Below are 25,895 nucleotides of genomic sequence, written 5' to 3' on the forward strand. Positions count from 1 at the left end.
AGGAAGTGATCCCGTTCTTTGCTTTTGATCCCGCCATCCGAAAGATCATCTACACCACCAACGAAATTGAAAGCTTGAACCGTGTAATCCGCAAATCGATTAAGACGCGGGGATCGTTCCCGACCGAAGACGCAGCCACGAAGCTGATCTACTTGGCGATCCGCAAGTTTGAGAAAGGCGGCCGAAATGTTCGAGAATGGTTTGCGGCCCGCAATCATTTCGCCATAATGTTTGAGGATCGCTTCAATGCGTGACTGTATCTAAAACCCGCATGGGCCAGACCAGATACACAAAGTTCATGACACTCCCGTAATCAGCCGCAACCCCACCACAGATCGGAACATTCCACCGCGCCTTGCGTTTTCACCAAGAACCCAAATGGTGAAAGGACTTTCCATGATCAAGAAATCAGGCTCCGCAAAATGGACAGGCAACCTCAAAGAAGGCAAAGGTCACGTCTCTACCCAGACCGGCGTGATCAGTGACCAGCCCTACGGCTTTAACACGCGCTTTGAGGGCAAAGACGGCACCAACCCCGAAGAGCTGATTGGCGCGGCCCATGCGTCCTGCTTTTCTATGGCCCTGTCGATGATCCTTGAAGACTACGATCTGATCGCGGACAGCATCGAAACCAAAGCCACCGTATTTCTCGAACAAAAAGATGGCGGCTTTCACGTGCCGAAAATTCACCTTGATGTTGAATGCGTGATCCCAGATGCCACGCAAGAGCAGTTCGAAGAGGCGACAAAAACCGCCAAAGAAAACTGCCCGATTTCCAAGCTGATGACCGCAGAGATCACGATGGACGCAAAACTGTCCTGACCCTGCCCAAGGAGGGCCGCGCTTGCCGCGGCCCTTGCACTTCCCCCTTCACCCTTTTCTCAAATACTCATTCCACCCTTGCACCCCGCGCCCCCCCGTCCATATTGGACATATGATCCGCATCCTCCCCATCGTCCTCGCCGTGCTCTTCGGGCTTGCCATGTACCGCTTTTCTGCGTGGCGCACCGCCAAGGAGCTTGACGAGAAATCGACCGAGCTTTTGGACCCTGCCCTGCGCGAAATGACATCGAAACTGGCCAGTGCCCTCGATCTGCCGCGGATCAAGGTCCATATCTACGAGGTGGCCCCCGTCAACGGTCTTGCAGCGCCGGATGGGCGGATCTTCATCACCCGCGGCTTTTACGATAAATTCAGGTCCGGTGCTGTCACTGCCGAGGAACTTGCCAGCGTGATCGCGCACGAGCTGGGCCATGTGGCCTTGGGCCATTCCCGGCGACGGATGATTGATTTTTCCGGCCAGAATGCCATGCGTGCAGCACTTGGCATGATTTTGGGGCGCATTATCCCGGGTGTCGGCGTCTGGATCGCCAACATGCTTGCGAGTTTGCTGGCAGCACGGCTATCGCGCGGTGATGAATACGAGGCGGATGCTTATGCCGCCGCTCTTTTGACCAAAGCAGGCATCGGCATCGCGCCGCAAATCTCTTTGTTCAAAAAGCTTGAAGCGTTAACACAAAGTAACCACGGGACGTCGCCCGCATGGTTGCTTAGCCATCCTAAAACGGCGGACCGGATCAGTGCGTTGACTGCGTTGAAATCCGCGTGGGACCGCTAACCGAGCGCTTTGGCAAGCCGCGGCAAACGCGCTTTTTTCAGCAGCGGACGCATTTCCCATGGCTGCCCCGACAGGCGGCGCGCTTCTTCCAGAACAGAACCGGCAACCTGTTGAATTAGCTCCGGCTGGGCCAGCCAGACACCGTGCAGATAGCTATCGGGATCCACCCGTGCCAAGCCTTCTTCGGCCAGAGTGCCACGGGGAAAATCCTTGGCATTCAGCGTCATGATGATATCGGCATGGCCGGTGATCGCGGCGGCCAGCACGTGTATGTCGTTTTCGTCCGGCAGGTACAACCGTGCCGCCAGACCGGGGCTTGGGGGCACTTCTGCCTTGGGCCAGGCGGCGCGCAGCACCGCGATCTCAGCGCGGGCCTGCGCCTCGCCCTCGGGGCCAAGCTTGATCGCGGCGCGCGCCCATTCCTCCAACAGGCGCGCTGACCATAGCGGTTCAAATACCCCCGCCCGCGCCGCACCCATCACCATTTCACGCATCACGGTGGGATAGAGGACGCAGGCGTCGATCAGGATGCGCAGCGTCACGACAGACGGAAGAACAGTGACTTTAGGTATCCCGTTTCGGCCAGTTGTGGCAACTGCGGGTGGTCCGGACCGGCGAAACCGGTGTGCAGCAACGCCGCTCGACGTCCTGCACGTCCAATGCCGCGCACGGACGCAGTGCGGAACTGCGTCAGATCGGCCGCGTGCGAACAGGAACACAGTCCCAGCACACCATTCTCTGCGACCAGCTGCGCTGCCAAACGGGCAACACGTTCATAGGCACGCAGCCCTGCTTCAAGCGCAGGCTTGCCGGGGGCAAATGCGGGCGGGTCACAGATCACGACATCAAACTCTTCGCCCTCGGCACGCAGGGCAGTCAGTATATCAAACGCATCCCCCTGCCGCGTCGCAAAACGGTCCGATACGCCCATGGCATCGGCACCCTGCTGGGCCAGTTCCAACGCCGGAGCAGACCCATCGACCGCAACCGCAGAGGATGCGCCATTTGCCAGCGCTGCCAGAGAGAACCCACCGACATGCGCAAACACATCCAGCACGCGTTTGCCCTTGGACAGGTTGGCCGCAAAGGCGTGGTTGGGGCGTTGATCGTAGAACAGTCCGGTTTTCTGGCCGCCTGTAAGGTCTGCCATATAGGTCGCGCCGTTCATCGGCACCGGCACTGCCGCGCCAGGCGCGTCGCCATGAAGCACACCGCTGACGTCATCCAGCCCTTCAAGGCTGCGCGTCCGGCCCGCTGCGTTCTTCAACACGTGGCGCACACCGGTTTGTGCGACCAGCGCCGCGGTCAGCGCGTCGATATGGACGTCGGCCCATGCGGCATTCGCCTGGATAACAGCCGTATCGCCAAAGCGATCGATCACGACACCGGGTAGCCCGTCGGCTTCGGCGTGGATCAAACGGTAAAACGGCGCGTCATACATTTGGTCACGCAATTGTACGGCGCGCTTGATATGGGCCTCGAACCAGCTCTGGTTCACCACCGCTTCGGAATTCTGGTCCAGCATCCGGCAGAAGATCTTGGAGGCCGGGTTCACCGCGACCACCCCCATCACCTGACGCGCACTGTCTTCCAGCAGCGCGAGGCTGCCAGGGGTCAACGCTTTGGTGCGGCGGTCGGTGACCATTTCATTGGCATAAACCCAAGGAAACCCGTGCCGAATGGCGCGGGCATTCGCCTTGGGCAGCAGGCGCACCACAGGCAAATCGGAAGGGTCGGTCGAAGCGGGAGGGGAAAGGGGCGTTGTCATACCGCCCCCATTAGTCGGTTCCACGCGTTTGGGGAAGCGCAGACTTCACCGTCACGCTTAATAGGCGGCAAGTTTCGTGCGTTTGTAGCTGCCCGGTGTCGACAGCTGTTGTTCGATCGCGCGGGCAAGATCGTGGATCAGCACTGCGTTATCTGGCTGCGCTTCGGCAACGGGCGGAGCAAAACTGTTGAGTTCGACCGCGACCTGACGGGGCTCTGCCAGTGTCTTGCCGTTGCGCGCGTCCACTACGGTCAGAATGAACTCGGCCGATGGTACGGCTGTCGCAGACCCTGCAGCGGGATTGTGAAAGCGCAGGACCTCTACCTCGAGCGTCGCTGGAACGGGTCCATAGGCGGTGACGGCACCCTGTTGGATTGCGGCCTCAAAGATAGCACGCACCTGATCGCGGTGATCGGCGTTGGCTGCGTCATGCCAGATGATGTCCGCCGATTGCAGCAAGTTGGTTTCTTGGGCGACACGAAGATGATTGGGCAAAAAGACATTGGTTTGCTGGATATGAACAGCATCCAACAGCGTATCGGGCTGGTAAGAATTAAGGTTATCCAGCAAAGACATACGGGACGAGGATGTATCATACATCGCATTCCGGCTGGCAATATCCGCCGGTGCACAACCGGACACGGCAGCGGCAAAGGCCAAAGCGATCAACAGGTTTTGATGTTTCATATTCCCCTCCAAAAGCTGCCGGTGAATAGGACTGTGCAGCGTTGATATTGTAATGCCGTCCAATTAAGGCGGGAATGGGGCGAGAATGTTCAGAACTTAAGGCAACATTTGGGTATTTCGGCACGTTTACGTCTTATTGTAGCGTTATTTAGCTTCGAGGGCGTGTTTTCCACCCGCCACGCCGTCGGGGCGTGGCCATACCGATCAACCCCTCCTGCATTACACCTGTCATCGGATGGTCCCTATTTTCCGGTGCAACCTGATCCAGCAACGCGCGTAAGGCAGCCTTGGTATCTGCCTCCATCGGCAAGCTCAGGGCCCAATCCAGGAAGATCGACCGGCACTCTGGCGGCGAGATATCCGGTATGCGGTAGGATTCATAGATCAACCCCTTAGGGTCGTTCAGATCACCTTTGGTCATGACTGTCCCCTGTCGGCCTTATCAACGTAATCGGCCAATGCCTCGCCAATGATCGCCGCGGCCTGCGCATAGCTCCGAGTCAAATGGTCGTGCAGTTCTTTCGGTGTCTCGACCTCATGCGTGCGACACAAGAACCGCAAGCCCGCCTGCCCCAAAGACTCCTCGCGCAGAACCGATGGTGACAGCAACCGCGTCGCGGCCTGCAAAGCCCAGCACGTGCGATAGACCTTGCGCAACACCTCTGCCTGATCGACACTGACGATCTTTTGCTGTTCCGCATGCGCAATGCCGCTGGCGATATCGCGCGCCGTCGTCCCCGCCAGCAATGCACCCGCCTGCGCCAACAGCTCGATATCCTGCAAGCGCCCCGGCCCGTTTTTGGCGTCCCAAATGCCGCCCGCAGCCTTGGCTGTGGCAAGACGCGCGCGCATGGCGGCGACCTCGTGCAAGGTATCGGCGCGGTCGCGCGGGCGTGCGAGCACCTTGTTACACAGCCCCGACACCTCCTGCATCAGGTCATCGGGGCCTGCCACACATTCGGCTCGGGTCAGCGCGAGATGCTCCCAGACCCAAGCCTGCCCCATCTGGTAACTTTCAAAGCTTGCAAGACTGGTCGCTACCGGGCCTTGCGTGCCGGAGGGGCGCAAACGCATGTCCACCTCGTAAAGCTTGCCTTGGGCCATGGGGGCGGTCATCGCAGTAATCATCGCTTGGGTCAGGCGTGCGTAATACAGCCGCGAGGCAAGCGGCCGCTTTCCGTCAGAGCTTTCGACATCGGCGGAATCGTAGACGACAATCATATCAAGATCAGAGGCCGCGGTCAGGCGGCGCGCACCAAGCGATCCCATCCCCACCAATACAGCGCCGCGTCCCGGTGGCGGCCCATGACGCCGCGAAAACTCGTCAATCACCACGGGCCATAGCCCGCGCAAAACAGCCCGCGCGAGATCGGCATATTGTGCGCCCACCGTCGCGGCATCAAGCAACCCGCGCAGGTGATGCACACCGATCCGAAAGTGCCATTCCTTTGCCCATCGACGGCAGGTATCAAGCCGCGCTTCGTAGTCCTCTTCGGCCTCCAACGCTTCTGTCAGACTCTCGAGCAACCCATCTTCACCGGGCCAATCGCTAAAGAAATCGCCGCCGATCACGGCATCGAACACTGACGCATTGCGCGATAGATAAGCCGCCAAGGCGGGCGATGCACTAACGATATCTACAAGTAAATCAGACAGTTGCGGGTTGATCTTCAACAAAGAGAACAACTGAACGCCCGCGGGCAGCCCTCCCAGAAATCCATCAAAGGCCAAAAGCGCCTCGTCCGGCTTGGTGGCCCGTGCCAGCCGCGCCAGTAGGCCGGGCTTGAGCTCTGCAAACAGCTCTGCCCCGCGGGCGCTACGCAAAGCGGGATAACTAAGCCAACGATCAACAATGGCGGCGTCAAAGACATGTTCGTCAGGGGCGGCAGCCGGTGTAGGGCTTGAGGTCGAGCCCGCAAAGAACCCTTCGGTCAGCTGGTGGACCTCTTCCAGTCGCCGTTCAAGATCGCTGCGCAAGGCCGGCAGATCCATGTCCATCATCGCGGCCAAACGGTCAAAGCCTTCATCGGACTGTGGCAGCGTGTGTGTTTGCGCGTCGCGGATCATCTGTACCCGGTGCTCGACGGTGCGATGTGCGCGGTAATGGTCGCAAAGGGTTTCGGCCGCGTCTGCGGGAATCCATTCCTTATCGGCCAACACAGCCATGCCTTCGCAGGTGCCGCGCACCCGCAAGTCAGGGTCGCGCCCACCCGCAATCAACTGGCGGGTCTGGGTAAAGAACTCGATCTCGCGGATGCCGCCGCGCCCGAGCTTCATATTGTGGCCTGACAGCGAAACCTTGCCCCCCAGCCCTTTGTGTTCGCGAATGGCAAGCCGCATGTCATGCGCATCCTGTATAGCGGCAAAGTCCAGATGCTTGCGCCAGACAAAGGGGCGCAGGACCGACAGAAACTGATCCCCCGCCGCCAGATCCCCGGCCGCGGGTCGCGCCTTGATATAGGCTGCGCGTTCCCACGTCCGGCCTAGACTTTCATAGTATCTCTCGGCGGCTTCCATCGCCATGCAGACCGGCGTGACACCGGAATCGGGCCGCAAGCGCAGGTCGGTGCGAAAAACATACCCCTCGCCCGTGAGATCGTTGAGCATTCCGCTCATGGCGCGGGTGGCGCGCACAAATGCGGTGCGTGCGTCGTGGAAATCAGTCGGATCAAAACGGGTCTCGTCAAACAGGCAGATCAGATCGATGTCAGAGGAGTAGTTCAGCTCGCGTGCGCCCATCTTGCCCATGGCAAGCACGACCATCCCCGCGCCGGTATTGGCGTCCTCTTCGGTCATGCCGGGCAGTTTGCCGCGTTTGACCTGCGCCTTCAGCCCTGCCGTCAGCGCGGCTTGCGTCGCGGCATCGGCGAAATCCGTCAATGCACCGGTCACGTCCTCCAGCGACCACGCGCCTGCCAGATCGGCCAGCCCCGTCATCAACGCCACACGCCGCTTGCCCTGACGCAGGTGGTTGGCAAGCTGGTCGGGGGCCACATCGCCTGCGCCGTCAATCACCCGTTGGACTGCTGCAGCGGGATCGTCGAACGCCTTGCGACACCAGTCGGTTTCCTTTTGCATCAACGCTAACAGGTATGGCGACGTCGACCCTGCACCCGCAACAAGAGCTGAAATCTCGGGGGGCGCATCAGGAAACAACGCGCGCGCATCCTGCGCCTGATCGGTCGTAAAAATGCGGGGACAGCGGGTGATCTGACGGGCAAGTGTTCTCATATGCCCAGCATTCGCTGGTTACTGGGGCTTCGTCAATGGGCGGAAAGACAGTGCTAAGCCCCAACAAACGCGGCCAAAACCAAATAATGTAAAAAACATTTACATTAAACCTTGCAAAGCAGGTCTAGCATGCCGATCTATTGTAATGTGAAAGGCATTTACATTGCCCACCACCGCACCGGCCCGCAGCGTTCAGGGCCACCACACTCTGACCGAAAGGGAACTTGATGACACAGAGCTATGCACCCTCGTACGCCGCACAACGCAGTTGGCTGGGCCGTGCCGAGGATTTTCTTGACGACAAGGGCAAAGGGGCGTGGATCGCCGCCATGGTTGTCGGCTTTATCGCATTCTGGCCGCTTGGCCTCGCCGTTCTTGCGTATATGATCTGGAGCAAACGCATGTTTAAATCTATGTCTTGCAGCAAACGTGCCCGCCGTGGCGTTGTCACCGGACGTTCTACTGGAAACGCCGCATTTGACGCCTATAAGGCCGATACGCTTGCCCGTCTGGAGGAAGAGCAAACCAACTTTGAAGCCTTCCTGACCCGCCTGCGCGACGCCAAGGACAAGGCCGAGTTCGACCAGTTCATGGCCGAACGGTCGACCGATGAAGATGATGCGCAAAAGGCCTAAGGCTTTGCGCAAAGACAACCGTGCCCTCCGCCATGGCGGGGGGACACCCATTCTTGAGGGACGAAACATGATGACCCCCACCACCCCTGATCCATTCGACCAGCCAGAATTCTATAGCGGTATCCCGACCAAACGGTTCATGGCGTGGGTTGTTGATGCTTTGTTGGTGCTGATTGCCAGCGTGCTAATCGTGCCGTTCACCGCCTTTATCGGGTTGTTTCTATTCCCGTTGTTGATGCTAATCGTGGGCTTTACCTACCGTGTTGCGACGCTTGCCAGCGGGTCGGCCACATGGGGGATGCGCCTGTTCGGCATGGAACTGCGCACCGCACGCGATGAACCGCTTGATCTGGCGTCGGCCTTTTTGCACACGGCAGGCTATAGCGTAAGCGTTGCCATGATGCCGTTGCAGGTGATTTCGATCATCCTCATCTGTTCCACCTCGCGCCACCAGAGCCTGACGGATGTGATCCTCGGCACGGTCCCGCTGAATCGTCGTGCCGAAAGCGTGAACTGACCCAAACTTGTACTTGGCGCGGTTTGGTCCAGTTGTTAGGATTTCGCGGAACAACAACGGATTTTCATGCGCCATACACTCCCCATCGCACCGCAGTTCTATGTCACTGCGCCGCAGCCCTGCCCTTATCTTGAAGGTCGGATGGAACGTAAGCTGTTCACCGCCCTACAAGGAGAGACTGCGACCAAGCTGAACAACAGCCTGTCGGGTCAAGGGTTCCGGCGGTCGCAGAATGTGCTGTACCGCCCGTCTTGCGCCGATTGCGCGGCCTGTATGTCCGCGCGCATCAACGTGGCCGACTTCAGCCCGAGCAAGGGCCAAAGGCGCACGATCAAACGCAATGCCGGACTGGCACGACGGGCCACGTCGCCGTGGGCCACAGAAGAACAATACGATCTATTTCGCACCTATCTCGACAGCCGCCATGCGAATGGTGGCATGGCGGATATGGATGTTTTCGAATTTGCCGCGATGATAGAGGAAACACCGATCCGCAGCCGCGTGATCGAATATCATGACAAGCAAACCCGTGAGTTGATCGGCGTGTGCCTGACGGATGTGCTCGAGGATGGGGTGAGCATGGTCTATTCTTTCTACAGTCCCGATCGCCCCCGTGACGGGTTGGGCAACTACATCATCCTCGATCATATTGAGATCGCCCGCTCGGCGGGTCTGCCCTATGTCTATCTAGGCTATTGGGTGCCCGGCAGCCCCAAGATGGGGTATAAAGCTAAGTTCTCGGGACTTGAGGTCTATATGGGGGGCGCGTGGCAAAAGATGCGTAACCCCGATGATTTTTCCCCCGACCAGCATCCGCTGAACACCGTTCCAATTGCCGAGCAGGTCGCCAATATCGCGCTGCCCGATCTAAGCCCGACCCGCCGCTGATATGCGACTGCGCTGCGCTTTTAACTACTCTCATTCTTAATGAAACGAAAAAAGGCACCCCGAGGGGTGCCTTTTGTTTTATCAAAACCGTGCTGCCCGTTTAGTTCGGGATCAGATCCGGCACGATTGTCACGATCACCGGGAACATCCACAGCAGCGCCAAGGCCCCAACCTGGATCAAGACGAAAGGAATGATCCCGCGATAGATGTGCGACGTGGTCACGCTCGCCGGCGCAACGCCGCGTAGGTAGAACAACGCAAAGCCAAAGGGCGGCGTCAGGAACGACGTTTGCAGGTTCACCGCGATCATAATAGTCACCCATTTCGGATCGAAGGTGCCGCCATAGATCACCGGCCCGACAATCGGGATCACGATGTAGATGATCTCGAGGAAGTCGAGCACGAAGCCCAGCACAAAGAGCACCAGCATCACGATCAGGAACACCGTCAGCTCGTTGTCAAAGCTTTTCAGCCACTGCTGGATATAGTGTTCACCGCCAAAGGAGATCACCACAAGGTTCAGCAACTGAGACCCAATCAGGATGGTAAATACCATCGAGGTCACCTTGGCCGTCTCGCGGACCACGGGGCTCAGCACGCCCGAAGTATAGAGGATCCAACACGAGAACAGCAGACCAAACACCGCGTATAGATACGCGCCGTAGGCCACGAAGAAGGCAAACCAGCTTTCGACGCTCACGCCCTCCTGGTTGATGCGAAGGTCAAAGTTCACGCCCACAAGGATGCTGATCAGGATCGCCAGCGTAGACCAGATGATCACCTTGGGTGAGCGGTCCATATCCTTGAGCTTGCGATATGCCGCCAGCATGATCGCACCACCAGCCCCCAAAGCCGCAGCAGGCGTCGGGTTGGTGATGCCGCCAAGGATCGACCCCAGCACCGCAACGATCAGGACCAGCGGCGGAAAGACCACGCGGATCAGTTCGTTACCAGCGCAGAGCTTCAGCGCATAGACCACACCATACATCACAGCCACGAAGGGCAGCGCCATCAGCACCACCAACGCCCCCGATGATGTTGCAGGGCCAATCAGCAGGATGTCCACCAACACGGCAAGAACCAGACCGATAGCGCCGATGATCAAGGGGCGCTTGTCCGCCGAAGGTGCCACACCGCGACCCGTCGTCATGACCAAGGCCAGCAGGATCAGGATGATTGCGACACCGGTGCCAATCGGCGCGGCGTCAGCGATCTTGTCTGCCTGCTTTTGGGCCAGGGCTTCTTCGGTCAGCTTTTCGCTGGCCTGTTGACCACCTGCGGCTTCGATCGCGGCTTGTTCGGTCACCGCTTGATCCCATGCACTTTGCCCGTGCAGTTCGATCATCGCGGCCTGACAGGTTTCACCGACGTTCGTGCGCAGGCTCGCACCCTGCCCGATGTCGCTAAAGCTGGACACAACAGTCGACTGGCTGCCCACCATACCAAGGTTGCCCAGAACAATCGTCCCGACGATCAGCAGCGCTGGCATGCCAAGGAACCAGGTAAAACCTTCGCCCCGCGTGATGGGTTCGGCATTGGTCGCCCCCATTGGCACAGCAGGTGCTTTTTCAGGGTTCAGCAGCGCGTATACAAAGGCATAGAGCGCATAAAGCAGCGCCAGCATGATCCCCGGCAGCAATGCCGCTTGAAACAGCGTGCCCACAGACACGACCGCAGGCTCGCCCAGATAGGTCAATGCATCCGTACAGCCAGCCGAGGTTGCCCGTGCTTCTTGCGCCGCTGAGTACAAGTCACCAGCCAATGTGCCCAACAGAACAATAACAATGGACGGTGGGATAATTTGCCCCAAGGTACCAGACGCGGCGATGACACCGGTTGAAAGCTCGGGCGAATATCCGTTCCGCAACATCGTAGGCAGGGCAAGCAGGCCCATCGTAACAACGGTCGCGCCCACGATCCCTGTCGAAGCGGCAAGAAACGCGCCAACAACGACGATCGACACGGCCAGACCACCGGGTAACGGGCCAAACACCCGCGCCATCGTTGTTAGCAAGTCGTTAGCAATCTTGGAACGCTCGAGCGTGATGCCCATGAGAACGAACATCAGAACCGCCAGTAGCGTCTCGATCGACTGCCCCGCGAGGACGCGTTCGTTCATCCGGTTCACGATAAAGCTGACGTTCCGGTCGAGTGCGACTTCCCACCCTTGCGGGAAAACCGATTCACCAATCAGCGGTAAATCGGGATAGCGGAACTTGGACACCGCGTCGTTGGGAACGCCAGAGTTCACCAGATCACGATACGCCTGGGACGATTGGTCAATCGCCTGATGCACCATCAACCCCGCACTATCGAGCGCGGCAATGATGCCGAAAGAAATGATACCAGCACCACCGATGGCAAAGGCCACCGGAAATCCGGACAGGATGCCGCCAAAGAGGCAGGCAAAAACAATGATCAGGCCAACTTCGACCCCGTCGAGACCAAATAGCATGGGACGCCCCTTGAATTAATGTGTGCCCTCATAGGCTTCTTCGCCCTCGCCCAACGTATCGCGGTCGAGATATTTATCTGCGCTCTCAGGCCCTTCTCGGAACTCTAACAAAGCACGATAAAACACTGATATTGCTTGCAAAATCACCATTGCGCAGAAGGCGCACAGCAGGATTTTGAACAAGAAGTAGCCATTGAATCCGTTCGGCGAAAAGCCGATGGTTTCTACATTCCACTTCAGCAGTCGCGCCTTGCGCAGCAACAGCTCTAGCCGGTCAGATGCCGACGGGTTCGGTGTCACCAGATGGCGCCACAGGAAGAACCAGCCATAGAGCCATGTGACAATCGCAAAGGGGATCATGAAGAACAGCGCGCCGAACATGTCAATCACGCGCTTGGTGCGGAACTTGGCACCGGCATAGAACAGGTCAACCCGTACGTGGCCGCCTTGCACAAAGGTGTAAGACACACAAAGACACACGACCAAGGCGTTGAAAAGCTTTAGTTCTTCGGCAAACCAACTGATGTCGAATTGCAGCGGAATACCAAAGCCGATAGAGATATCAGGCCGCGTAAAAATGCGCTGCATGAAGACGATGATGATCTGTTGCAGCACCATCAGCAATCCGGCCCATGCAAAGAAACGCCCCGTTGCATTGGCGAAACCTTCCAGCCCGCGCACGCACGCCCACATAACGCTGCGCTTCCAAATCCCTATGGCCGTGACGATCACCAACCCGATCAGCAGGACAAAGAACAGCTCTGCCGAGGCACCGTAGTAGATGAACCGCATCAGCGCTTCGCCATTGGACCAGTCCAGCCACATGGACGGGTTCAGCAGCGCTGCGAAGAAATTGTAGAATGCCTCGAGTAGGTTGCCCAGAACAAAGCTGATCAGGTTGCCCTCTTGGAACTGGTCCAAGCAGCTGATTTTGGCCCCTTCCGCCGCGCGGAAAAATCCTGCGCATACTGCATCTTCTGCCATTGATATCCCCCCTTCGCGCGCCCGGTTTCAGCGCGGGCTTGGTGCGAAAATTATCCTCGGTTTGCGTGCCCTGTTTCAGGGATGCAAAGTCGCGTGCGGGGCCGCCCCAAAGGCAGCCCCCATGTCATCCCAACGGGATGACTTACATTTTGCCAAGAACGCGCTGGCGTTGCTCGACATAGTAGGCGTCGGATTTCGACAGCCATTCTGCCGATGCGGACAGCGAGGATTCAAAGCTGGTACGGATGTCAGCGAACAGGGTATCGTCCATGTTCTCGTCCATAACCTCTTTGGAGGCGGCACCGAACGCATCCCAAACATCGTCGGGGAACTGCATGGTTTTAACACCCTGCTGCTGCAAACGGGACAATGCGGCACCGTTATTAGCCAGCGTTTCGGCCAGACCTGTGTGCGTCGTCGCCATCGATGCATATTCGATGATCTTTTGCTGTGCAGGCGTCAGGTCGTTGAACACATCAAGGTTGACCGATGCTGTCAGGCCCGAACCTGGCTCGTGGAAACCAGCGGTGTAATAGATCTTGGCGACTTCCTGGAAGCCCGCGCGTTCGTCCGCAAATGGGCCAACCCACTCAAGACCGTCCAGCGCGCCCGATGACAGCGCCTGATACAGTTCGCCACCGGGGATGTTCTGAACCGACGCGCCCAGTTTACCCAGAACCTTGCCGCCCAGACCGGGCATGCGGAATTTCAGGCCATTGAAGTCTGCAGCAGAGTTGATTTCTTTGCGGAACCAGCCACCGGACTGCGACCCGGAGTTACCGGCGAGGAACATCTTCATGTTGAAGATTTCACCGATCTGGTTGTGCAGATCATGGCCGCCGCCGTGCAGGTACCAGTTTGTCAGCTCCTGGGCTGTGGCACCGAAAGGCACGGCGGTGAAATATGCCAGACCGGGGTGCTGGCCGATAAAGTAATAGTCGGCGGCGTGGTACATATCCGCCTGACCGGAGGATACGGCATCAAAGACTTCGAACGCGCCGACAAGCTCGCCGGGGGCTTTCTTTTCGATGGTCAACGTGCCGTCAGACATTTCGTTAACCATATTGTTCAGATAGGTGGCAGCGTCATCGAGCACGGCAAAACCACGGGGCCAAGCGGTGACCATGGTCAGTGTGCGTTTGCCTTGGGCATAAAGCGGTGCGGCCAGTGTGGTTGCAGCAGCGGCAGACCCGCCAAGCGCGGATGTCTTCAGAAATGAACGACGGTCCATGTTGGATACTCCTCCCGAGTAATATGAGGGTGCCCGCGCTTCATTATATGCGCGCAGGTCATTTCAAGTGACACTCAATTTACGCAAATGCCCGAACATGAAAATACCAACTACTGCGTAGACAGCACAGTTTTACCGCCCAAATATGCTGCAGACGACTGAAGTGACCCGCCATATCTTGTGCACCCGCACGCATAGCGGGTGAAAGGCTCGCTGCATCTAGCACTTTGATTCGCGAGGATTTCCCAGTATCAGCCATGCATGCGCCGCCCGTCATTCCTGATCGCCCCCACCTATGCTCAAAAGCTGACGCTCATTGCTGCCGTCCCTTTGGTGCTGGCAGTGACGGCGATTGCCTTTGTGGTGGCATTACAGGCTCGCGCCGTCGCGAACCGCGAAATCTCGACGTTAGAACAGCAACTGATCGACGCCAAAAAAGTCGAGCTGCGCAACTATGTCACCCAAGCACGCAATGGGTTTTACTTTGTCTACGGCTCTGCCTCGCCCGATGACGGGGCAGCAAAATCGCAGGTCGCACAGATCCTGTCAGCGATGATTTATGGCGAAGAGGGGCAATTCTTTGTCTACGACTACGACGGCACCGCGCTCGTCAGCCCGCGCCAAACCGACCGGATCAACCGCAACTTTGCCGGCGAGACGGACAGCCAGGGCACTGCTGTGGTGGACGAACTGATCCGCATCGCGCGCAATGGCGGCGGGTATCACACCTATATGTGGCCTAAACCGTCGACCGGTGAAGACGCACGCATGATCACCTATGTGACGTCGTTTCCAAGTTGGCAGTGGGCTGTGGGCACGGGTGTATTCATCGATGACGTGCTCGCCAGCGGTGCCACCGCCCGTTTCGACGTCTTGGCGCGGGTGCATCGCACGTTCTTCTATATTGGCGCGATCACGGTCACCGCGCTTTTTCTGGTCTTCGGGTCGGGCATGCTGGTCAACCTGCGCGAACGCCGCCTTGCGGATGCCAAGCTCAAGAAGCTCACCCAACGGGTATTTGATGCCCAAGAAGAAGAACGCGGGCGTGTGGCGCGCGAATTGCACGACGGGATCAGCCAGATTCTTGTGGGGGTGCGCTATGCGCTCGACAATGCGCGCCGCAGGCTTGAACGGGGCGACACCCGCGCAGCAGAGCCTTTGGCCAAGGGGATCGACAGCCTTGCCGAAGCCATCGCAGAAGTCCGCCGTATCAGCCGTGAGCTACGCCCCAGCATCCTTGATGATCTAGGCCTTGGTCCGGCGCTGAAAACTCTGGTAGAACAGTTTGCACTACGGACAGGCGTGAAATGCCAATTCAACACCGTGGTGTTTCGCAACCGTCTGGACGACGAGGCTAAGATTGCACTGTACCGGATCGCACAAGAGGCGCTGACCAATATCGAACGCCATGCCCGCGCCACAGAAGTTATTGTCGACCTGCGTGGACACCGGCAGGGGGCGACGCTCTCTATCTCTGACGACGGGTTGGGGCTATCCAAGACGCGCTCTGTTTCAGGCGGGTTGGGGCTGCGCAATATGCAAGAAAGGATTGAACAGCTTGACGGGACGCTGACGCTGCAAGCCTCGGCCCAAGGCGGCACCCAGATCACCGCCACCGTACCACTGACCCATATGCTGCGCCCGCCGCCGATCGCCCTGCCCTGACCCCGATGAACTTCCTCCTGCCGAAAGCAACCTCATGCCCCCTTTAGCCTCTCCGCCATCCCAAATGATCAAGGTCATGATTGTCGACGATCACCCGATGGTCGCCGAAGGCATTCAGTCGATCCTAGAAAGCTACGATGATATCGAGGTGGTTGGCTGTCTGCCCAACGGGCGCGCTGCCATTGATAGCGTCGCACAACTGGCACCGGATGTGATCTTGATGGACCTCAACATGCCCGAGATCGGCGGACTTTCGGCGACTGAAATTTTGCTGGAGCGCGAACCTGATACCCGCATCGTGATCCTGTCCATGCACGATAACCCCGAATATATCTCTTCGGCGCTGAGCCACGGTGCCTTGGGCTATATCCTCAAGGACGTACCAACCGACGAGATCAAGCTGGCGATCGATACGGTGATGGCGGGCAGTCGCTATCTGTGCACCGGTGCGCAAGGGTCGCTTGAACCCAAGGACGCAACGCGTGAATCCCTGACCGAGCGGGAGCAGACGATCCTGCTGCAGCTGGCACAAGGGAAATCCAACAAAGAGGTCGCGGTGACCTTGGACATCTCCGTGCGTACCGTCGAGACACACCGCAAGAACATCAAACGCAAGCTCGGCATCTCGTCGACTGCGGGGCTGACGCGTTATGCGATGGAACATGGGGTGTTGCAGGGAACGGGAGTCCGGCTTTAGCGCCGCAAAACCGGTTTAAACGGCTACAATTTTTCAATAATTAGAAAACTTACGATTTCACGCAACAAATGAAAAGATTTTCAGCCCTCAGCGACACTTTTAGATCAAATATGCCATTGACGCCCCTTTGCGCCGATCATAATGTCCATGGACGCAACGAAGGGCCTTTGGTTATGACAGACCTAGCGATTACAGATATCGTCGTCATTCTAAGACACACGCGCATGGGCCGGTAACGGCAGACCATACCAGTCACCATGCGCCCCCGTCAAAATCGGGGGCTTTTTTTTGCGCAACGCACCTTTTGTTAAACCACCGCCTGACGGAGCACCAAGATGACACGTAAAATGACCGGAGCGAAGATGATCGTTCAAGCCCTGATTGATCAGGGTGTCGATACCGTATTTGGCTATCCCGGCGGCGCTGTCCTACCGATTTATGACGAGGTGTTCCAACAAAACAGCATCAAACACGTGTTGGTGCGCCACGAACAAGGCGCGGTTCATGCCGCCGAAGGCTATGCGCGCTCGACTGGGAAACCGGGCGTTGTGCTTGTGACCTCTGGCCCCGGTGCCACCAACGCTGTGACTGGTCTGACGGACGCCTTGCTCGATTCCATTCCGCTTGTGGTTCTGACGGGGCAGGTGCCGACCTTTATGATCGGCTCTGACGCCTTTCAGGAGGCCGACACCGTGGGCATCACCCGCCCCTGCACCAAACACAATTGGCTGGTGAAAGAGACCGACAAACTGGGCGCCGTCCTGCACGAGGCATTCCACGTGGCCACCAGCGGACGCCCCGGTCCAGTTCTTGTCGACATCCCCAAGGATGTGCAGTTCGCCACGGGGCAATATACCCCCAAGAAACCGTCGACCTCGCATTATCAACCGCCCGTCAAAGGCGACATGACCGAGATCACCGCACTGGTAGAAGCCATCGAATCTGCCAAACGCCCTGTCTTTTATACTGGCGGCGGCGTCATCAACTCTGGTCCCGCGGCCTCGCAACTGCTACGCGAATTAGTCGAGGCGACAGGCTTTCCCATCACCTCTACGTTGATGGGCCTTGGCAGCTATCCTGCGTCGGGCGACAAATGGCTGGGAATGCTGGGGATGCACGGTCTTTACGAGGCCAATATGGCGATGCACGACTGCGATCTGATGATCAACATCGGCGCGCGTTTTGACGACCGTATCACCGGCGTTGTCGATCTGTTCAGCCCGAAGTCGAAGAAAGCGCACATCGACATCGACCCATCGTCGATCAACAAGATCATCCGTGTCGACATTCCTATCGTCGGTGACGTGGGCCATGTGCTGGAAGACCTGCTGAAAGTCTGGAAATCCCGCGGCCGCAAGACCAACTCCGACGCGGTTGCCAAATGGTGGAAACAGATCGAGGAATGGCGCAATGTTGACTGCTTGAAGTTTGAACAAACAGGCAAGATCATCAAACCGCAATACGCGCTCTCGCGGCTTGAGGCGCTGACCAAGGATCACGACCGCTATATCACGACCGAAGTGGGCCAGCACCAGATGTGGGCGGCACAATACCTGAATTTCGAAGACCCGAACCGCTGGATGACATCCGGTGGGCTTGGCACGATGGGCTACGGCTTTCCTGCCTCCATCGGTGTGCAGATGGCCCACCCCGACGCGCTGGTGATTAACGTCGCGGGCGAAGCGTCGTGGCTGATGAACATGCAAGAAATGGGCACCGCGATGCAATACGGCCTGCCGGTCAAACAGTTCATCCTGAACAATGAACGTCTGGGTATGGTACGACAGTGGCAGGAATTGCTGCATGGCGAGCGTTATTCCCAAAGCTGGTCTGAATCCCTGCCCGACTTTGTAAAGCTGGCAGAGGCTTTCGGGGCCAAGGGCATCATTTGTTCCGACCCCGATGATCTGGACGATGCCATCCTGGAGATGTTGAACTACGACGGCCCCGTTATCTTTGACTGTCTGGTGGAAAAACATGAAAACTGTTTCCCAATGATCCCGTCGGGCAAAGCCCACAACGATATGATGCTGGCGGGTGCCGGTACGCAGGGTGTGATCGACGCCAAAGGATCGGTCTTGGTCTAAGCCGCGAACGGCACAAGCAAACACATCGGCGCGGCCGCGCGCCGACATTGAATACATCTTAAAAGGACAGTGTCATGTCAGCCCTAAAGATCAAAAAAGGCGCCACCAGCCATTCAGCCTACAACCTGCGTCCCAACTTTTCGGATGTGATTGAACGGCACACGCTTGCAGTTCTGGTTGAAAACGAACCAGGCGTGCTGGCGCGTGTCATCGGCCTGTTTTCAGGCCGCGGTTATAACATCGACAGCCTCACCGTTGCAGAGGTCGATCATACAGGCCACCTAAGCCGCATCACCATCGTCACCTCGGGGACACCGCAGGTCATCGAACAGATCAAAGCGCAACTGGGTCGGATTGTACCGGTACATGAGGTGAATGACCTAACCGTTGAAGGTCCGGTGGTCGAACGCGAGCTTGCCATGTTCAAGGTCAGCGGCACAGGCGAGAAACGCGTCGAAGCACTGCGTCTGGCGGATATCTTTCGTGCCAATGTCGTTGACAGCACGTTGGAAACGTTTGTTTTCGAGATTACCGGCGCGCCCGAGAAGATTGATGCCTTTGCCGAATTGATGCGCCCCTTGGGGCTGGTCTCTGTCGCGCGGACTGGTGTTGCAGCGCTGTCTCGCGGCGACTGATGCGCTCACTACGCCCGGGGTCGGCCTAGCCTAAACAGGCTGGGCCAGATTCCGTTGACGAAGCGCTGCGGGCGGTGTTTTTCTGGGCCGGAAATGCAAGACATCGCCCCCGAGAGTATCCCTTACGGTCGTGTTTGAGTGCTGCATTAGTTTTTCCGGCAGATCGGCATCCGCTTTGCTTTTCACGATGGTGGGATTGAACGCCTTGCGCAGCTTGGCATCCTGATAGACTTCGAATTGAACCAGGTCGCCGGCATCAAAGGGTGTTTCGGAAAGGTCTAGGCTGTCCGGATCGCCGTGAAAGTAGGCGAGATCGCCGTGATCTTCACACCAGAAGACGGCTTTATTGGCTCTCGCGTCGCTCCAAAGCACTACTCCGTACATTTCCGAACCCCTCCTAAATACTTCTAGACATGAGATATACTCGCGCCATTTTGATAAATTGTCGATTTTTTTACGAATTCAATTTGTGTCGGCCGCTACTTCATTTGACGCTAATCAGCGTCAAATGACATCCAATAAGGGCAAACCCACTTGCCAATTCATTCAAAGGTTGTGATGTTTAATTACTTTATTCTAATGGACTTCTTTTATGACAAGCCCAGCTGATATTAGAACGATTTTTGGCGAAAATTTAAAACTATTAATAGCAGACTACCCGTCGGTGACCTACCTCGCACATGAGCTCGGCGTCAACCGGACCCAGTTAAATCGCTACCTCTCCGGGGACAGTTTCCCCCGGCCCGACGTTCTGGCCAGAATTTGCAAGTTTTTCGGCGTCGACGCCCGGATTCTGTTGGAACCTCTAAATGACATAAAAAAACCTACGCCCCCGTCATCTGGACTGATGCGCGATTTTGTAGCGGCCCGCGCGCTGGATCTTCCCGAAGCCATGCTTCCCAGCGGGTTTTACCGCTTTTCACGCCGAAGCTTCCTGATCCCGGAAAAATTCGCTGTCGGGCTTTTGATGGTCTTTCGTCGCGGTCGCAGAACCTATGTGAGAGGCTATGAAACAACGATGGCTATGCGCATGCAGGGGTTACCGCTTAAACCTGAGTTTCGTGAATATCGCGGTATTGTCTTGATGCAGGAAGAAGGTATCGCAATCATCGCCTCACGGCGCGGCGCGATGACGTCATCTTTTAACTATCTTGGTCGCATCGGGACGTTCAACAATAATTTCTGGGTCGGCTATATTACCCGTACCGTACCCGAAAGCGCCATTGGCCTGCGTGCAACCCGCTTAGTTTATGAGTACCTGCCCCAAACACTGCCAGCGGCGCTGAAAGTCGCCCGTAGCGGCGGCCTATTTGCCGAGGAAGAGCTTGAGCCCTTCCATCGGCGTTTGCTGCGCACCGAGCACGCGTTTGAATAATCCGCGCGCTAGCCGAGTTGTGGTCGGCGGGCTTGGGGCCAATGGGTCGTCTCGTGCCAATGCTGGGCAAGTTGCAGCAGCTTCGTGTCGCTCCCGCGGGGCCCGATAAGTTGCAGCCCTGCTGGCAGTCCTGCCGCGCTAAACCCGGCGGGGATATTAACGACAGGCAGTCCGATCAGGCCAGCCGGCACCACCACCTGCATCCAGCGATGATACGTATCCATATCACGGCCCGCGATCTGCGGCGGATGTACTTGATCGACGTCAAAGGGCCACAGCTGGGCGGATGGCAGCACCAGCACATCGACCTTTTCAAACAGCGCGGTCACACAGCGGTACCAATCGGACCGCGTCAGGCTGGCCTTTTGTACCTCATGTGCCGCAAACCCAAGGCCGCGTTCTACCTCCCACTGGGCGGCGGGTTTAAGGTGCGCACGCGTTTCCTCGTTTTGGTAAAGGGGGCCAAGTCCGTCTGCTACGGCAAAAGAGCGTAGGGTAATCCAGCTTTCCCACATCGCTTCCGCATCGAAGGGCGCGGGAAGATGGGTGATTTTGTGGCCCAAGGTCGCCATCTGGCCCAATGCCGCTTGACTGGCCGCGTCGATCCCGTCCTCATACGGAAAAGCCCCACCCCAATCCCCCAGCCACCCGATGTGCAGCGGCCCAAGCGAAGCGTCCATTTCGGGAAGGTTTGGTTCTGGCGACAGACCCAGTGGCTGATCGGGGTCGTTACCGGTCATGGTATCCAGCAAAGCCGCCAAATCACGCGGGGTGCGCGCCATCGGTCCTGCGGTGCTGAGCTGATGCAGGAACATATCCCCGTCAGGCTCTGCCGGAACAGTGCCCCAGCTTGGCCGCATACCATAGACGTTGTTCCAGCCAGCGGGATTGCGCAGGCTGCCCATCATATCTGAACCGTCCGCGACGCTCAGCATACCGCAGGCCAGCGCTGCTGCCGCCCCGCCCGACGATCCACCAGCAGAGCGGGACAGATCATAGGGGTTCCGCGTGGCACCGTAGACCGGATTGAACGTATGGCTGCCAAGTCCGAATTCGGGCGTGTTGGTTTTGCCGATGATGATGGCCCCCGCCGCACGAATACGGCTGACGAACACACTGTCCTTCTGCGCTATAGTGTCGGCAAACAGAGGTGAGCCTTTGCTGGTTGGCAACCCCTTGGCATCAGACAAGTCCTTGATCGCAATGGGAATACCGTGCAGCCAGCCGGTTCTGGGCGTTGCATCGGCCTGTGCGGCCTCTGCCATCAGGTCTGCCCGGGGACGCAGCGCGACGATTGCATTGACCTGCCCGTTGACGGCGTCAATGCGCGCCAAGGTTGCCTCCATCAGCGTGACGGCGGTCAAGCTCCCGTTCGCCAGCGCTTCGGATTGGGCCAACGCCCCGATGTCTAGGATATTCATGGCTGTTTCCTCCGTTCGGGTCATAGAACGAAAGGCGGCGTCCAGATGCAAGGGGCGGCAACGCGAATGTCGCACGTCATCTCTGCGACCACGCGGTGCTGCCTAGAATATGGCCTTAGCCTTGCGCCTCGGCGCGGGACTTACCCGATACCGCAAGCGCCAGTGCGGCCCCCATCAACCCGTCAAGATCACCGTCCAGAACCCCTTTGGTGTCCGAGGTTTCATAGTTGGTGCGCAGGTCTTTAACCATCTGATAGGGCTGCAGAACATAGGACCGGATCTGGTTGCCCCAGCCTGCGTCGCCTTTATTCTCATGGGCTTCGTTGATGGCAGCGTTCCGACGATCAAGCTCCATCTGATACAGCCGCGATTTCAAAGCCTTCATTGCGATGTCACGGTTCTGGTGCTGCGATTTCTCAGAGCTGGTGACGACGATCCCCGTGGGGTGGTGTGTGATCCGCACGGCAGAATCCGTGGTGTTCACGTGCTGACCACCGGCACCGGAAGAGCGGTAGGTATCGATGCGGATATCGCTGGGGTTGATGTCGATTTCAATATTATCGTCGACCACCGGATATACCCAGATAGAGGTAAAGGACGTGTGGCGTTTCGCAGCGCTGTCAAAGGGGCTGATCCGCACCAGACGGTGCACACCGGATTCCGATTTCAGCCAACCATAGGCGTTCAGACCGCTGATCTTGTAGGTGGCTGATTTAATCCCTGCTTCCTCGCCCGCGCTTTCGGATTGCAGCTCGACCTTATACCCCTTCTTTTCGGCCCAACGGACATACATCCGCGACAAAATATTGGCCCAGTCACAACTTTCGGTGCCGCCCGCGCCGGCGTTGATCTCGAGGAAGGTGTCATTCGCGTCGGCCTCGCCGTTCAGCAACGCCTCGAGCTCTTTTTGGGCGGCTGTTTCGGCCAGTGACTTCAAAGAGGCTTCGGCCTCGGCGATCACCTCGTCATCGCCTTCCATCTCGCCCAATTCGATAAGCTCGATGTTGTCGGCCAGCTCTTGTTTGATGCCCTCATAGGTGGCGATTGAATCAACCAGCGCCTGACGGTCGCGCATCAGCTTTTGCGCGGCATCGGGATCATCCCACAGGTTGGGGTCCTCGACGCGGGCATTGAATTCTTCCAGCCGGTAGGGCGCGGTTTCGACATCCAAACGCTGCGCCAACAGCTCCAGCGATTTGCTGATCTGATCTGCTGTGTTTTGTGCATCTGCGCGCATGGTGTCCTGCCTTAAAATAGATCGCGGCCCCGAATAGCCGGGGCCGCGTTTCAAATAGACCAGCGCGGCAACTTGGGCAAGCGCTAGGGCGGTTCGTGTACCGTCAGTACAATCCGCCAGAATTGATCGAGCCAAAGCTGGCCTTGGGCCCCACGCGCGCTTTTTTACCGGTGGAGGTCGTAACCTCGCGTGCGCCGCTGCTAGACTCGTTCACCAGTGGCAGATCGGCACCCATCGCGAAGCCACCGTCAAAGGTGATCCCGAACAGGGGCTCTTCGCCATCACGGAAATATTCAGCCACAACATTCGAGCCCGAGGCACTGTCAGACAGGCGCGCACCGCTGAAGCGGTCAATCTTGATAAAGCGCCCACCGGGGGGCACTTCGAACGGACCGCCACCATATTTTTGAATCGCCTCGCTCATGAAGCGCTGGAACACCGGACCGCACATACCAGCCCCATATGCCCCACGCCCCAGCGAGCGCGGATTGTCGAAACCGATATAGCAGCCTGCTACGATGTTGCTGGAAAACCCAACGAACCAAACGTCTTTCGCATCATTTGTCGTACCGGTTTTGCCTGCGATTGGCACTGGCAGGTTCACCGCGCCGCGGGCCGTCCCGCGATCAACCACGCCCTTCATCATAGACGTCAGCTGATAGGCGGTAATCGGGTCCATGACCCTTTCGCGGTTAGAGATAATGCGCGGCCCGACACCGGGGGCAAGCGTTTCCAACTGGCAGTCGTTACAGATCCGCTGGTCATGCTTATAAACGGTGCGGCCATAACGGTCCTGCACACGGTCAACCAAGGTCGGCTGCACCCGTTCGCCGCCATTGGCGAACATCGCATAAGCTGACACCATCTGGTACAGCGTTGTTTCCTGCGAGCCGAGCGCGTTAGCAAGTACCGGCGACAGGTTGTCGTACACCCCGAACCGTTCGGCGTAATCGCCCACGGTGTTCATCCCGACCTCTTGTGCAAGCCGGATGGTCATCAGGTTGCGCGACTGTTCGATCCCCGTCCGCAAGGGCGTGGGCCCGTAAAACTTGTTCGACGAGTTGCGCGGCCGCCACATGCCCTGGGGTGTATTGATCTCGATCGGCGCATCTACGACGATGGTCGCGGGGGTATAGCCGCTGTCCAGTGCCGCAGCATAGACGAAGGGTTTAAAGCTTGACCCCGGCTGGCGCTTGGCCTGCGTGGCGCGGTTAAACACCGATGCCTGATAGGAAAAGCCGCCCTGCATCGCGATCACACGACCGGTGTTCACGTCCATTGCAACAAAGCCGCCCTGCACTTCGGGAATTTGACGCAAGGTCCAGCGGATAAATGACCCGTCGCTATCGGTGGTCATGCGACGCACAAGCACCACATCCCCGACCTCAAGCAGATCTGCAGGCACCTGTGCCCGCGGGCCAAGCTTGCCGTTTTCCAGACGTTTGCGCGCCCACTGGACATCCTTGGCAGGAATGGAATGACCGCCCTCTACTTCGTCCACGCCTTCGATCCCGATACGGGCGGCGCCATTTTCAAGGTTTAGAACGACCGCCGGATACCATTGATTTTCCAGATCGACATCACGCGGCACCCGCACGTCAGACAACGCTTCGCGCCAATCTGCCTCTGACGTCAGCTTTTCAGTCGCGATTTTCTTGCCGGTGCCGCGATAGATACCAATGCCCCGGTCATATTGTTCAAGTTGAAGCTGCAGGGACTGTGCCGCGATGGGTTGCATTTCGTTGTCGATGGTGGCGCGCACGGTCAGACCGCCAGTGAAAAATTCACCCTCGCCAAAGTTTTCAGACAGCTGGCGGCGAATTTCATCGGTAAAGTAATCACGCGGCGGCAGTTCTGCCTTAAAGCTTTCGAAATCACCATTCTGCACCGACCGCAGGGGCTGCGCGACTTCGGTGTCATAAGCAGCGGCGGTGATATAGCCGTTTTCCTTCATCTCACGCAGAACAAAGTTCCGACGCGACAGCAGCCGCTCTTTTTGGCGGACAGGGTGATAGTCAGACGGCGCTTTGGGCAAGGACGCGAGGAAGGCGGCCTCATGCGGGGCCAGCTCCCCCAGTGTCTTGTTGAAATAGGTCTGCGAGGCCGCAGCCACACCGTAGGAGTTTTGGCCAAGGAAAATTTCGTTCAGGTAAAGTTCGAGGATTTTCTCCTTCGGGAGCGTTTCTTCAAGGCGGGCGGCAAGGATGATTTCCTTTACCTTGCGCTCTGCGCGTCGGTCGCCAGACAGCAAAAAGTTTTTCATAACCTGTTGCGTGATGGTCGACGCACCGCGCACGTCCTTGCCCCGTGTGCGCACTGCATCCACCGCAGCGGCACCGATGCCGCGCAGGTCATAGCCTTCGTGGATGTAGAAGTTCTTGTCTTCGGCCGAGATGAAGGCCTGTTTAATCAGGGGCGGGATCGTGTTGGCCGGCGCGAACAGGCGGCGTTCCTTGGCGAATTCGTCGATCAACCGCCCCTGCCCCGAATAAATCCGGCTGATCGTCGGGGGCGTGTATTGCGCAAGGGATTCGTGGCTGGGCAGATCGCGGCCATACATCCAGAACACCGCGCCGATGGTCAGCGCGACCATACCGATGCTCATGGTGAGGGTGGTAAAAATACCCCCGAAGAAAGACAGGATCAAACGAAACACGGCTGGCAGTTCCTTGCAAGGAGGGTTGGTGACCCGTCTATACGCAACCCTGCGGGAATCGTCAAAACACGATGCAGTGGCCCTGTGCGGTAACCCGCGCACCAATAC

23 protein-coding genes are annotated in these 25,895 nt (G+C 57.9%); 11 read left to right on the forward strand and 12 right to left on the reverse strand.

The window, feature by feature from the left end:
* From BLQ98_RS13485 to BLQ98_RS13495, 3 genes are all read left to right on the forward strand, one after another.
* Positions 1-254 (forward strand): transposase (locus BLQ98_RS13485; protein WP_141135338.1); only part of this gene is annotated, 254 nt, incomplete at its 5' end.
* 142 nt (positions 255-396) lie between these two features.
* Entirely contained in the window at positions 397-822 is a 426-nt protein-coding gene (locus BLQ98_RS13490) for an OsmC family protein (RefSeq protein WP_093733835.1), read from the forward strand.
* A gap of 112 nt (positions 823-934) precedes the next feature.
* On the forward strand, positions 935-1,618 hold the full coding sequence (locus tag BLQ98_RS13495) for a M48 family metalloprotease (protein ID WP_093733836.1): 684 nt from the start codon (positions 935-937) through the stop codon (positions 1,616-1,618).
* On the opposite strand, the gene BLQ98_RS13500 is transcribed toward BLQ98_RS13495, so the two are convergent.
* The 5 genes from BLQ98_RS13500 to BLQ98_RS13520 form a co-directional block, all read right to left on the reverse strand.
* A complete protein-coding gene (locus tag BLQ98_RS13500) occupies positions 1,615-2,160 on the reverse strand; it encodes an RSP_2648 family PIN domain-containing protein (protein WP_093733837.1) in 546 nt (181 codons plus the stop codon). The genes BLQ98_RS13495 and BLQ98_RS13500 overlap by 4 nt on opposite strands.
* Positions 2,157-3,386 carry an RSP_2647 family RNA methyltransferase gene (locus tag BLQ98_RS13505; RefSeq protein ID WP_093733838.1) on the reverse strand — a complete coding sequence of 410 codons (1,230 nt, stop codon included), beginning with the start codon at positions 3,384-3,386 and terminating at the stop codon, positions 2,157-2,159. The genes BLQ98_RS13500 and BLQ98_RS13505 overlap by 4 nt, the downstream gene beginning before the upstream one ends.
* A gap of 57 nt (positions 3,387-3,443) precedes the next feature.
* Positions 3,444-4,073, reverse strand: coding sequence for a DUF6778 family protein (locus tag BLQ98_RS13510; RefSeq protein WP_093733839.1), 630 nt, complete (start codon positions 4,071-4,073; stop codon positions 3,444-3,446).
* 148 nt (positions 4,074-4,221) lie between these two features.
* Complete coding sequence (locus tag BLQ98_RS13515; protein ID WP_093733840.1) at positions 4,222-4,494, reverse strand: hypothetical protein; 273 nt, start codon at positions 4,492-4,494, stop codon at positions 4,222-4,224.
* Positions 4,491-7,304, reverse strand: a complete 2,814-nt coding sequence (locus BLQ98_RS13520; RefSeq protein WP_093733841.1) for a bifunctional [glutamine synthetase] adenylyltransferase/[glutamine synthetase]-adenylyl-L-tyrosine phosphorylase — start codon at positions 7,302-7,304, stop codon at positions 4,491-4,493. Before BLQ98_RS13520 ends, BLQ98_RS13515 begins: the two co-directional genes overlap by 4 nt.
* Before the next feature lie 227 nt (positions 7,305-7,531).
* Between BLQ98_RS13520 and BLQ98_RS13525 the strand changes: the two genes are divergently transcribed.
* The 3 genes from BLQ98_RS13525 (at position 7,532) to BLQ98_RS13535 (ending at position 9,344) form a co-directional block, all read left to right on the forward strand.
* Positions 7,532-7,939, forward strand: coding sequence for a DUF2852 domain-containing protein (locus BLQ98_RS13525; protein WP_093733842.1), 408 nt, complete (start codon positions 7,532-7,534; stop codon positions 7,937-7,939).
* Positions 7,940-8,009: 70 nt separating this feature from the next.
* Positions 8,010-8,456, forward strand: coding sequence for an RDD family protein (locus BLQ98_RS13530; RefSeq protein WP_093733899.1), 447 nt, complete (start codon positions 8,010-8,012; stop codon positions 8,454-8,456).
* Between the two features lie 66 nt (positions 8,457-8,522).
* Positions 8,523-9,344, forward strand: coding sequence for an arginyltransferase (locus BLQ98_RS13535; RefSeq protein ID WP_093733843.1), 822 nt, complete (start codon positions 8,523-8,525; stop codon positions 9,342-9,344).
* 100 nt (positions 9,345-9,444) lie between these two features.
* On the opposite strand, the gene BLQ98_RS13540 is transcribed toward BLQ98_RS13535, so the two are convergent.
* The 3 genes from BLQ98_RS13540 to BLQ98_RS13550 form a co-directional block, all read right to left on the reverse strand.
* A complete protein-coding gene (locus BLQ98_RS13540; RefSeq protein ID WP_093733844.1) occupies positions 9,445-11,799 on the reverse strand; it encodes a TRAP transporter large permease in 2,355 nt (784 codons plus the stop codon).
* Between the two features lie 15 nt (positions 11,800-11,814).
* Positions 11,815-12,783, reverse strand: a complete 969-nt coding sequence (locus BLQ98_RS13545) for a TRAP transporter small permease subunit (RefSeq protein ID WP_093733845.1) — start codon at positions 12,781-12,783, stop codon at positions 11,815-11,817.
* Between the two features lie 142 nt (positions 12,784-12,925).
* Positions 12,926-14,014, reverse strand: coding sequence for a TRAP transporter substrate-binding protein (locus tag BLQ98_RS13550; RefSeq protein WP_093733846.1), 1,089 nt, complete (start codon positions 14,012-14,014; stop codon positions 12,926-12,928).
* Positions 14,015-14,275: 261 nt separating this feature from the next.
* On the opposite strand from BLQ98_RS13550, the gene BLQ98_RS13555 reads away from it, so the two are divergent.
* The 4 genes from BLQ98_RS13555 to ilvN all read left to right on the forward strand — a co-directional run bounded on the left by BLQ98_RS13555 (position 14,276) and on the right by ilvN (position 19,098).
* Entirely contained in the window at positions 14,276-15,679 is a 1,404-nt protein-coding gene (locus tag BLQ98_RS13555) for a cache domain-containing protein (RefSeq protein ID WP_093733847.1), read from the forward strand.
* Between the two features lie 76 nt (positions 15,680-15,755).
* Complete coding sequence (locus BLQ98_RS13560; RefSeq protein WP_237271700.1) at positions 15,756-16,376, forward strand: response regulator; 621 nt, start codon at positions 15,756-15,758, stop codon at positions 16,374-16,376.
* Between the two features lie 335 nt (positions 16,377-16,711).
* On the forward strand, positions 16,712-18,463 hold the full coding sequence (locus tag BLQ98_RS13565) for an acetolactate synthase 3 large subunit (protein ID WP_093733849.1): 1,752 nt from the start codon (positions 16,712-16,714) through the stop codon (positions 18,461-18,463).
* A gap of 74 nt (positions 18,464-18,537) precedes the next feature.
* Positions 18,538-19,098 carry an acetolactate synthase small subunit gene (gene ilvN, locus BLQ98_RS13570; RefSeq protein ID WP_093733850.1) on the forward strand — a complete coding sequence of 187 codons (561 nt, stop codon included), beginning with the start codon at positions 18,538-18,540 and terminating at the stop codon, positions 19,096-19,098.
* Positions 19,099-19,128: 30 nt separating this feature from the next.
* On the opposite strand, the gene BLQ98_RS13575 is transcribed toward ilvN, so the two are convergent.
* Positions 19,129-19,482, reverse strand: coding sequence for a hypothetical protein (locus BLQ98_RS13575; protein ID WP_093733851.1), 354 nt, complete (start codon positions 19,480-19,482; stop codon positions 19,129-19,131).
* Positions 19,483-19,690: 208 nt separating this feature from the next.
* Here BLQ98_RS13575 and BLQ98_RS13580 point away from each other — a divergent pair, with 208 nt between their 5' ends.
* A complete protein-coding gene (locus BLQ98_RS13580; protein WP_093733852.1) occupies positions 19,691-20,473 on the forward strand; it encodes a helix-turn-helix domain-containing protein in 783 nt (260 codons plus the stop codon).
* Positions 20,474-20,481: 8 nt separating this feature from the next.
* On the opposite strand, the gene BLQ98_RS13585 is transcribed toward BLQ98_RS13580, so the two are convergent.
* The 3 genes from BLQ98_RS13585 to BLQ98_RS13595 form a co-directional block, all read right to left on the reverse strand.
* On the reverse strand, positions 20,482-21,894 hold the full coding sequence (locus BLQ98_RS13585) for an amidase (RefSeq protein WP_093733853.1): 1,413 nt from the start codon (positions 21,892-21,894) through the stop codon (positions 20,482-20,484).
* A gap of 115 nt (positions 21,895-22,009) precedes the next feature.
* The gene (prfB, locus tag BLQ98_RS13590; protein ID WP_093733854.1) at positions 22,010-23,131 is read right to left on the reverse strand and encodes a peptide chain release factor 2; all 1,122 of its coding nucleotides are present in this window, start codon (positions 23,129-23,131) and stop codon (positions 22,010-22,012) included.
* A 103-nt stretch (positions 23,132-23,234) separates the two neighbouring features.
* Entirely contained in the window at positions 23,235-25,787 is a 2,553-nt protein-coding gene (locus BLQ98_RS13595; RefSeq protein ID WP_093733855.1) for a penicillin-binding protein 1A, read from the reverse strand.
* Positions 25,788-25,895 lie beyond the last annotated feature (108 nt).

The sequence above is a fragment of the Sulfitobacter litoralis genome (genome assembly GCF_900103185.1).
Classification (GTDB): Bacteria; Pseudomonadota; Alphaproteobacteria; order Rhodobacterales; family Rhodobacteraceae; genus Sulfitobacter; species Sulfitobacter litoralis.

What these genes read in the sequence shown, in the direction of transcription:
- BLQ98_RS13490 (WP_093733835.1), top strand. Translation starts at nt 397, where the DNA reads ATGATCAAGAAATCAGGCTCCGCAAAATGGACAGGCAACCTCAAAGAA.
- BLQ98_RS13495 (WP_093733836.1), top strand. Translation starts at nt 935, where the DNA reads ATGATCCGCATCCTCCCCATCGTCCTCGCCGTGCTCTTCGGGCTTGCC.
- BLQ98_RS13505 (WP_093733838.1), bottom strand. Translation starts at nt 3,386, where the DNA reads ATGACAACGCCCCTTTCCCCTCCCGCTTCGACCGACCCTTCCGATTTG.
- BLQ98_RS13510 (WP_093733839.1), bottom strand. Translation starts at nt 4,073, where the DNA reads ATGAAACATCAAAACCTGTTGATCGCTTTGGCCTTTGCCGCTGCCGTG.
- BLQ98_RS13515 (WP_093733840.1), bottom strand. Translation starts at nt 4,494, where the DNA reads ATGACCAAAGGTGATCTGAACGACCCTAAGGGGTTGATCTATGAATCC.
- BLQ98_RS13520 (WP_093733841.1), bottom strand. Translation starts at nt 7,304, where the DNA reads ATGAGAACACTTGCCCGTCAGATCACCCGCTGTCCCCGCATTTTTACG.
- BLQ98_RS13525 (WP_093733842.1), top strand. Translation starts at nt 7,532, where the DNA reads ATGACACAGAGCTATGCACCCTCGTACGCCGCACAACGCAGTTGGCTG.
- BLQ98_RS13530 (WP_093733899.1), top strand. Translation starts at nt 8,010, where the DNA reads ATGACCCCCACCACCCCTGATCCATTCGACCAGCCAGAATTCTATAGC.
- BLQ98_RS13535 (WP_093733843.1), top strand. Translation starts at nt 8,523, where the DNA reads ATGCGCCATACACTCCCCATCGCACCGCAGTTCTATGTCACTGCGCCG.
- BLQ98_RS13540 (WP_093733844.1), bottom strand. Translation starts at nt 11,799, where the DNA reads ATGCTATTTGGTCTCGACGGGGTCGAAGTTGGCCTGATCATTGTTTTT.
- BLQ98_RS13545 (WP_093733845.1), bottom strand. Translation starts at nt 12,783, where the DNA reads ATGGCAGAAGATGCAGTATGCGCAGGATTTTTCCGCGCGGCGGAAGGG.
- BLQ98_RS13550 (WP_093733846.1), bottom strand. Translation starts at nt 14,014, where the DNA reads ATGGACCGTCGTTCATTTCTGAAGACATCCGCGCTTGGCGGGTCTGCC.
- BLQ98_RS13555 (WP_093733847.1), top strand. Translation starts at nt 14,276, where the DNA reads ATGCGCCGCCCGTCATTCCTGATCGCCCCCACCTATGCTCAAAAGCTG.
- BLQ98_RS13560 (WP_237271700.1), top strand. Translation starts at nt 15,756, where the DNA reads ATGATTGTCGACGATCACCCGATGGTCGCCGAAGGCATTCAGTCGATC.
- BLQ98_RS13565 (WP_093733849.1), top strand. Translation starts at nt 16,712, where the DNA reads ATGACACGTAAAATGACCGGAGCGAAGATGATCGTTCAAGCCCTGATT.
- ilvN (WP_093733850.1), top strand. Translation starts at nt 18,538, where the DNA reads ATGTCAGCCCTAAAGATCAAAAAAGGCGCCACCAGCCATTCAGCCTAC.
- BLQ98_RS13575 (WP_093733851.1), bottom strand. Translation starts at nt 19,482, where the DNA reads ATGTACGGAGTAGTGCTTTGGAGCGACGCGAGAGCCAATAAAGCCGTC.
- BLQ98_RS13580 (WP_093733852.1), top strand. Translation starts at nt 19,691, where the DNA reads ATGACAAGCCCAGCTGATATTAGAACGATTTTTGGCGAAAATTTAAAA.
- BLQ98_RS13585 (WP_093733853.1), bottom strand. Translation starts at nt 21,894, where the DNA reads ATGAATATCCTAGACATCGGGGCGTTGGCCCAATCCGAAGCGCTGGCG.
- prfB (WP_093733854.1), bottom strand. Translation starts at nt 23,131, where the DNA reads ATGCGCGCAGATGCACAAAACACAGCAGATCAGATCAGCAAATCGCTG.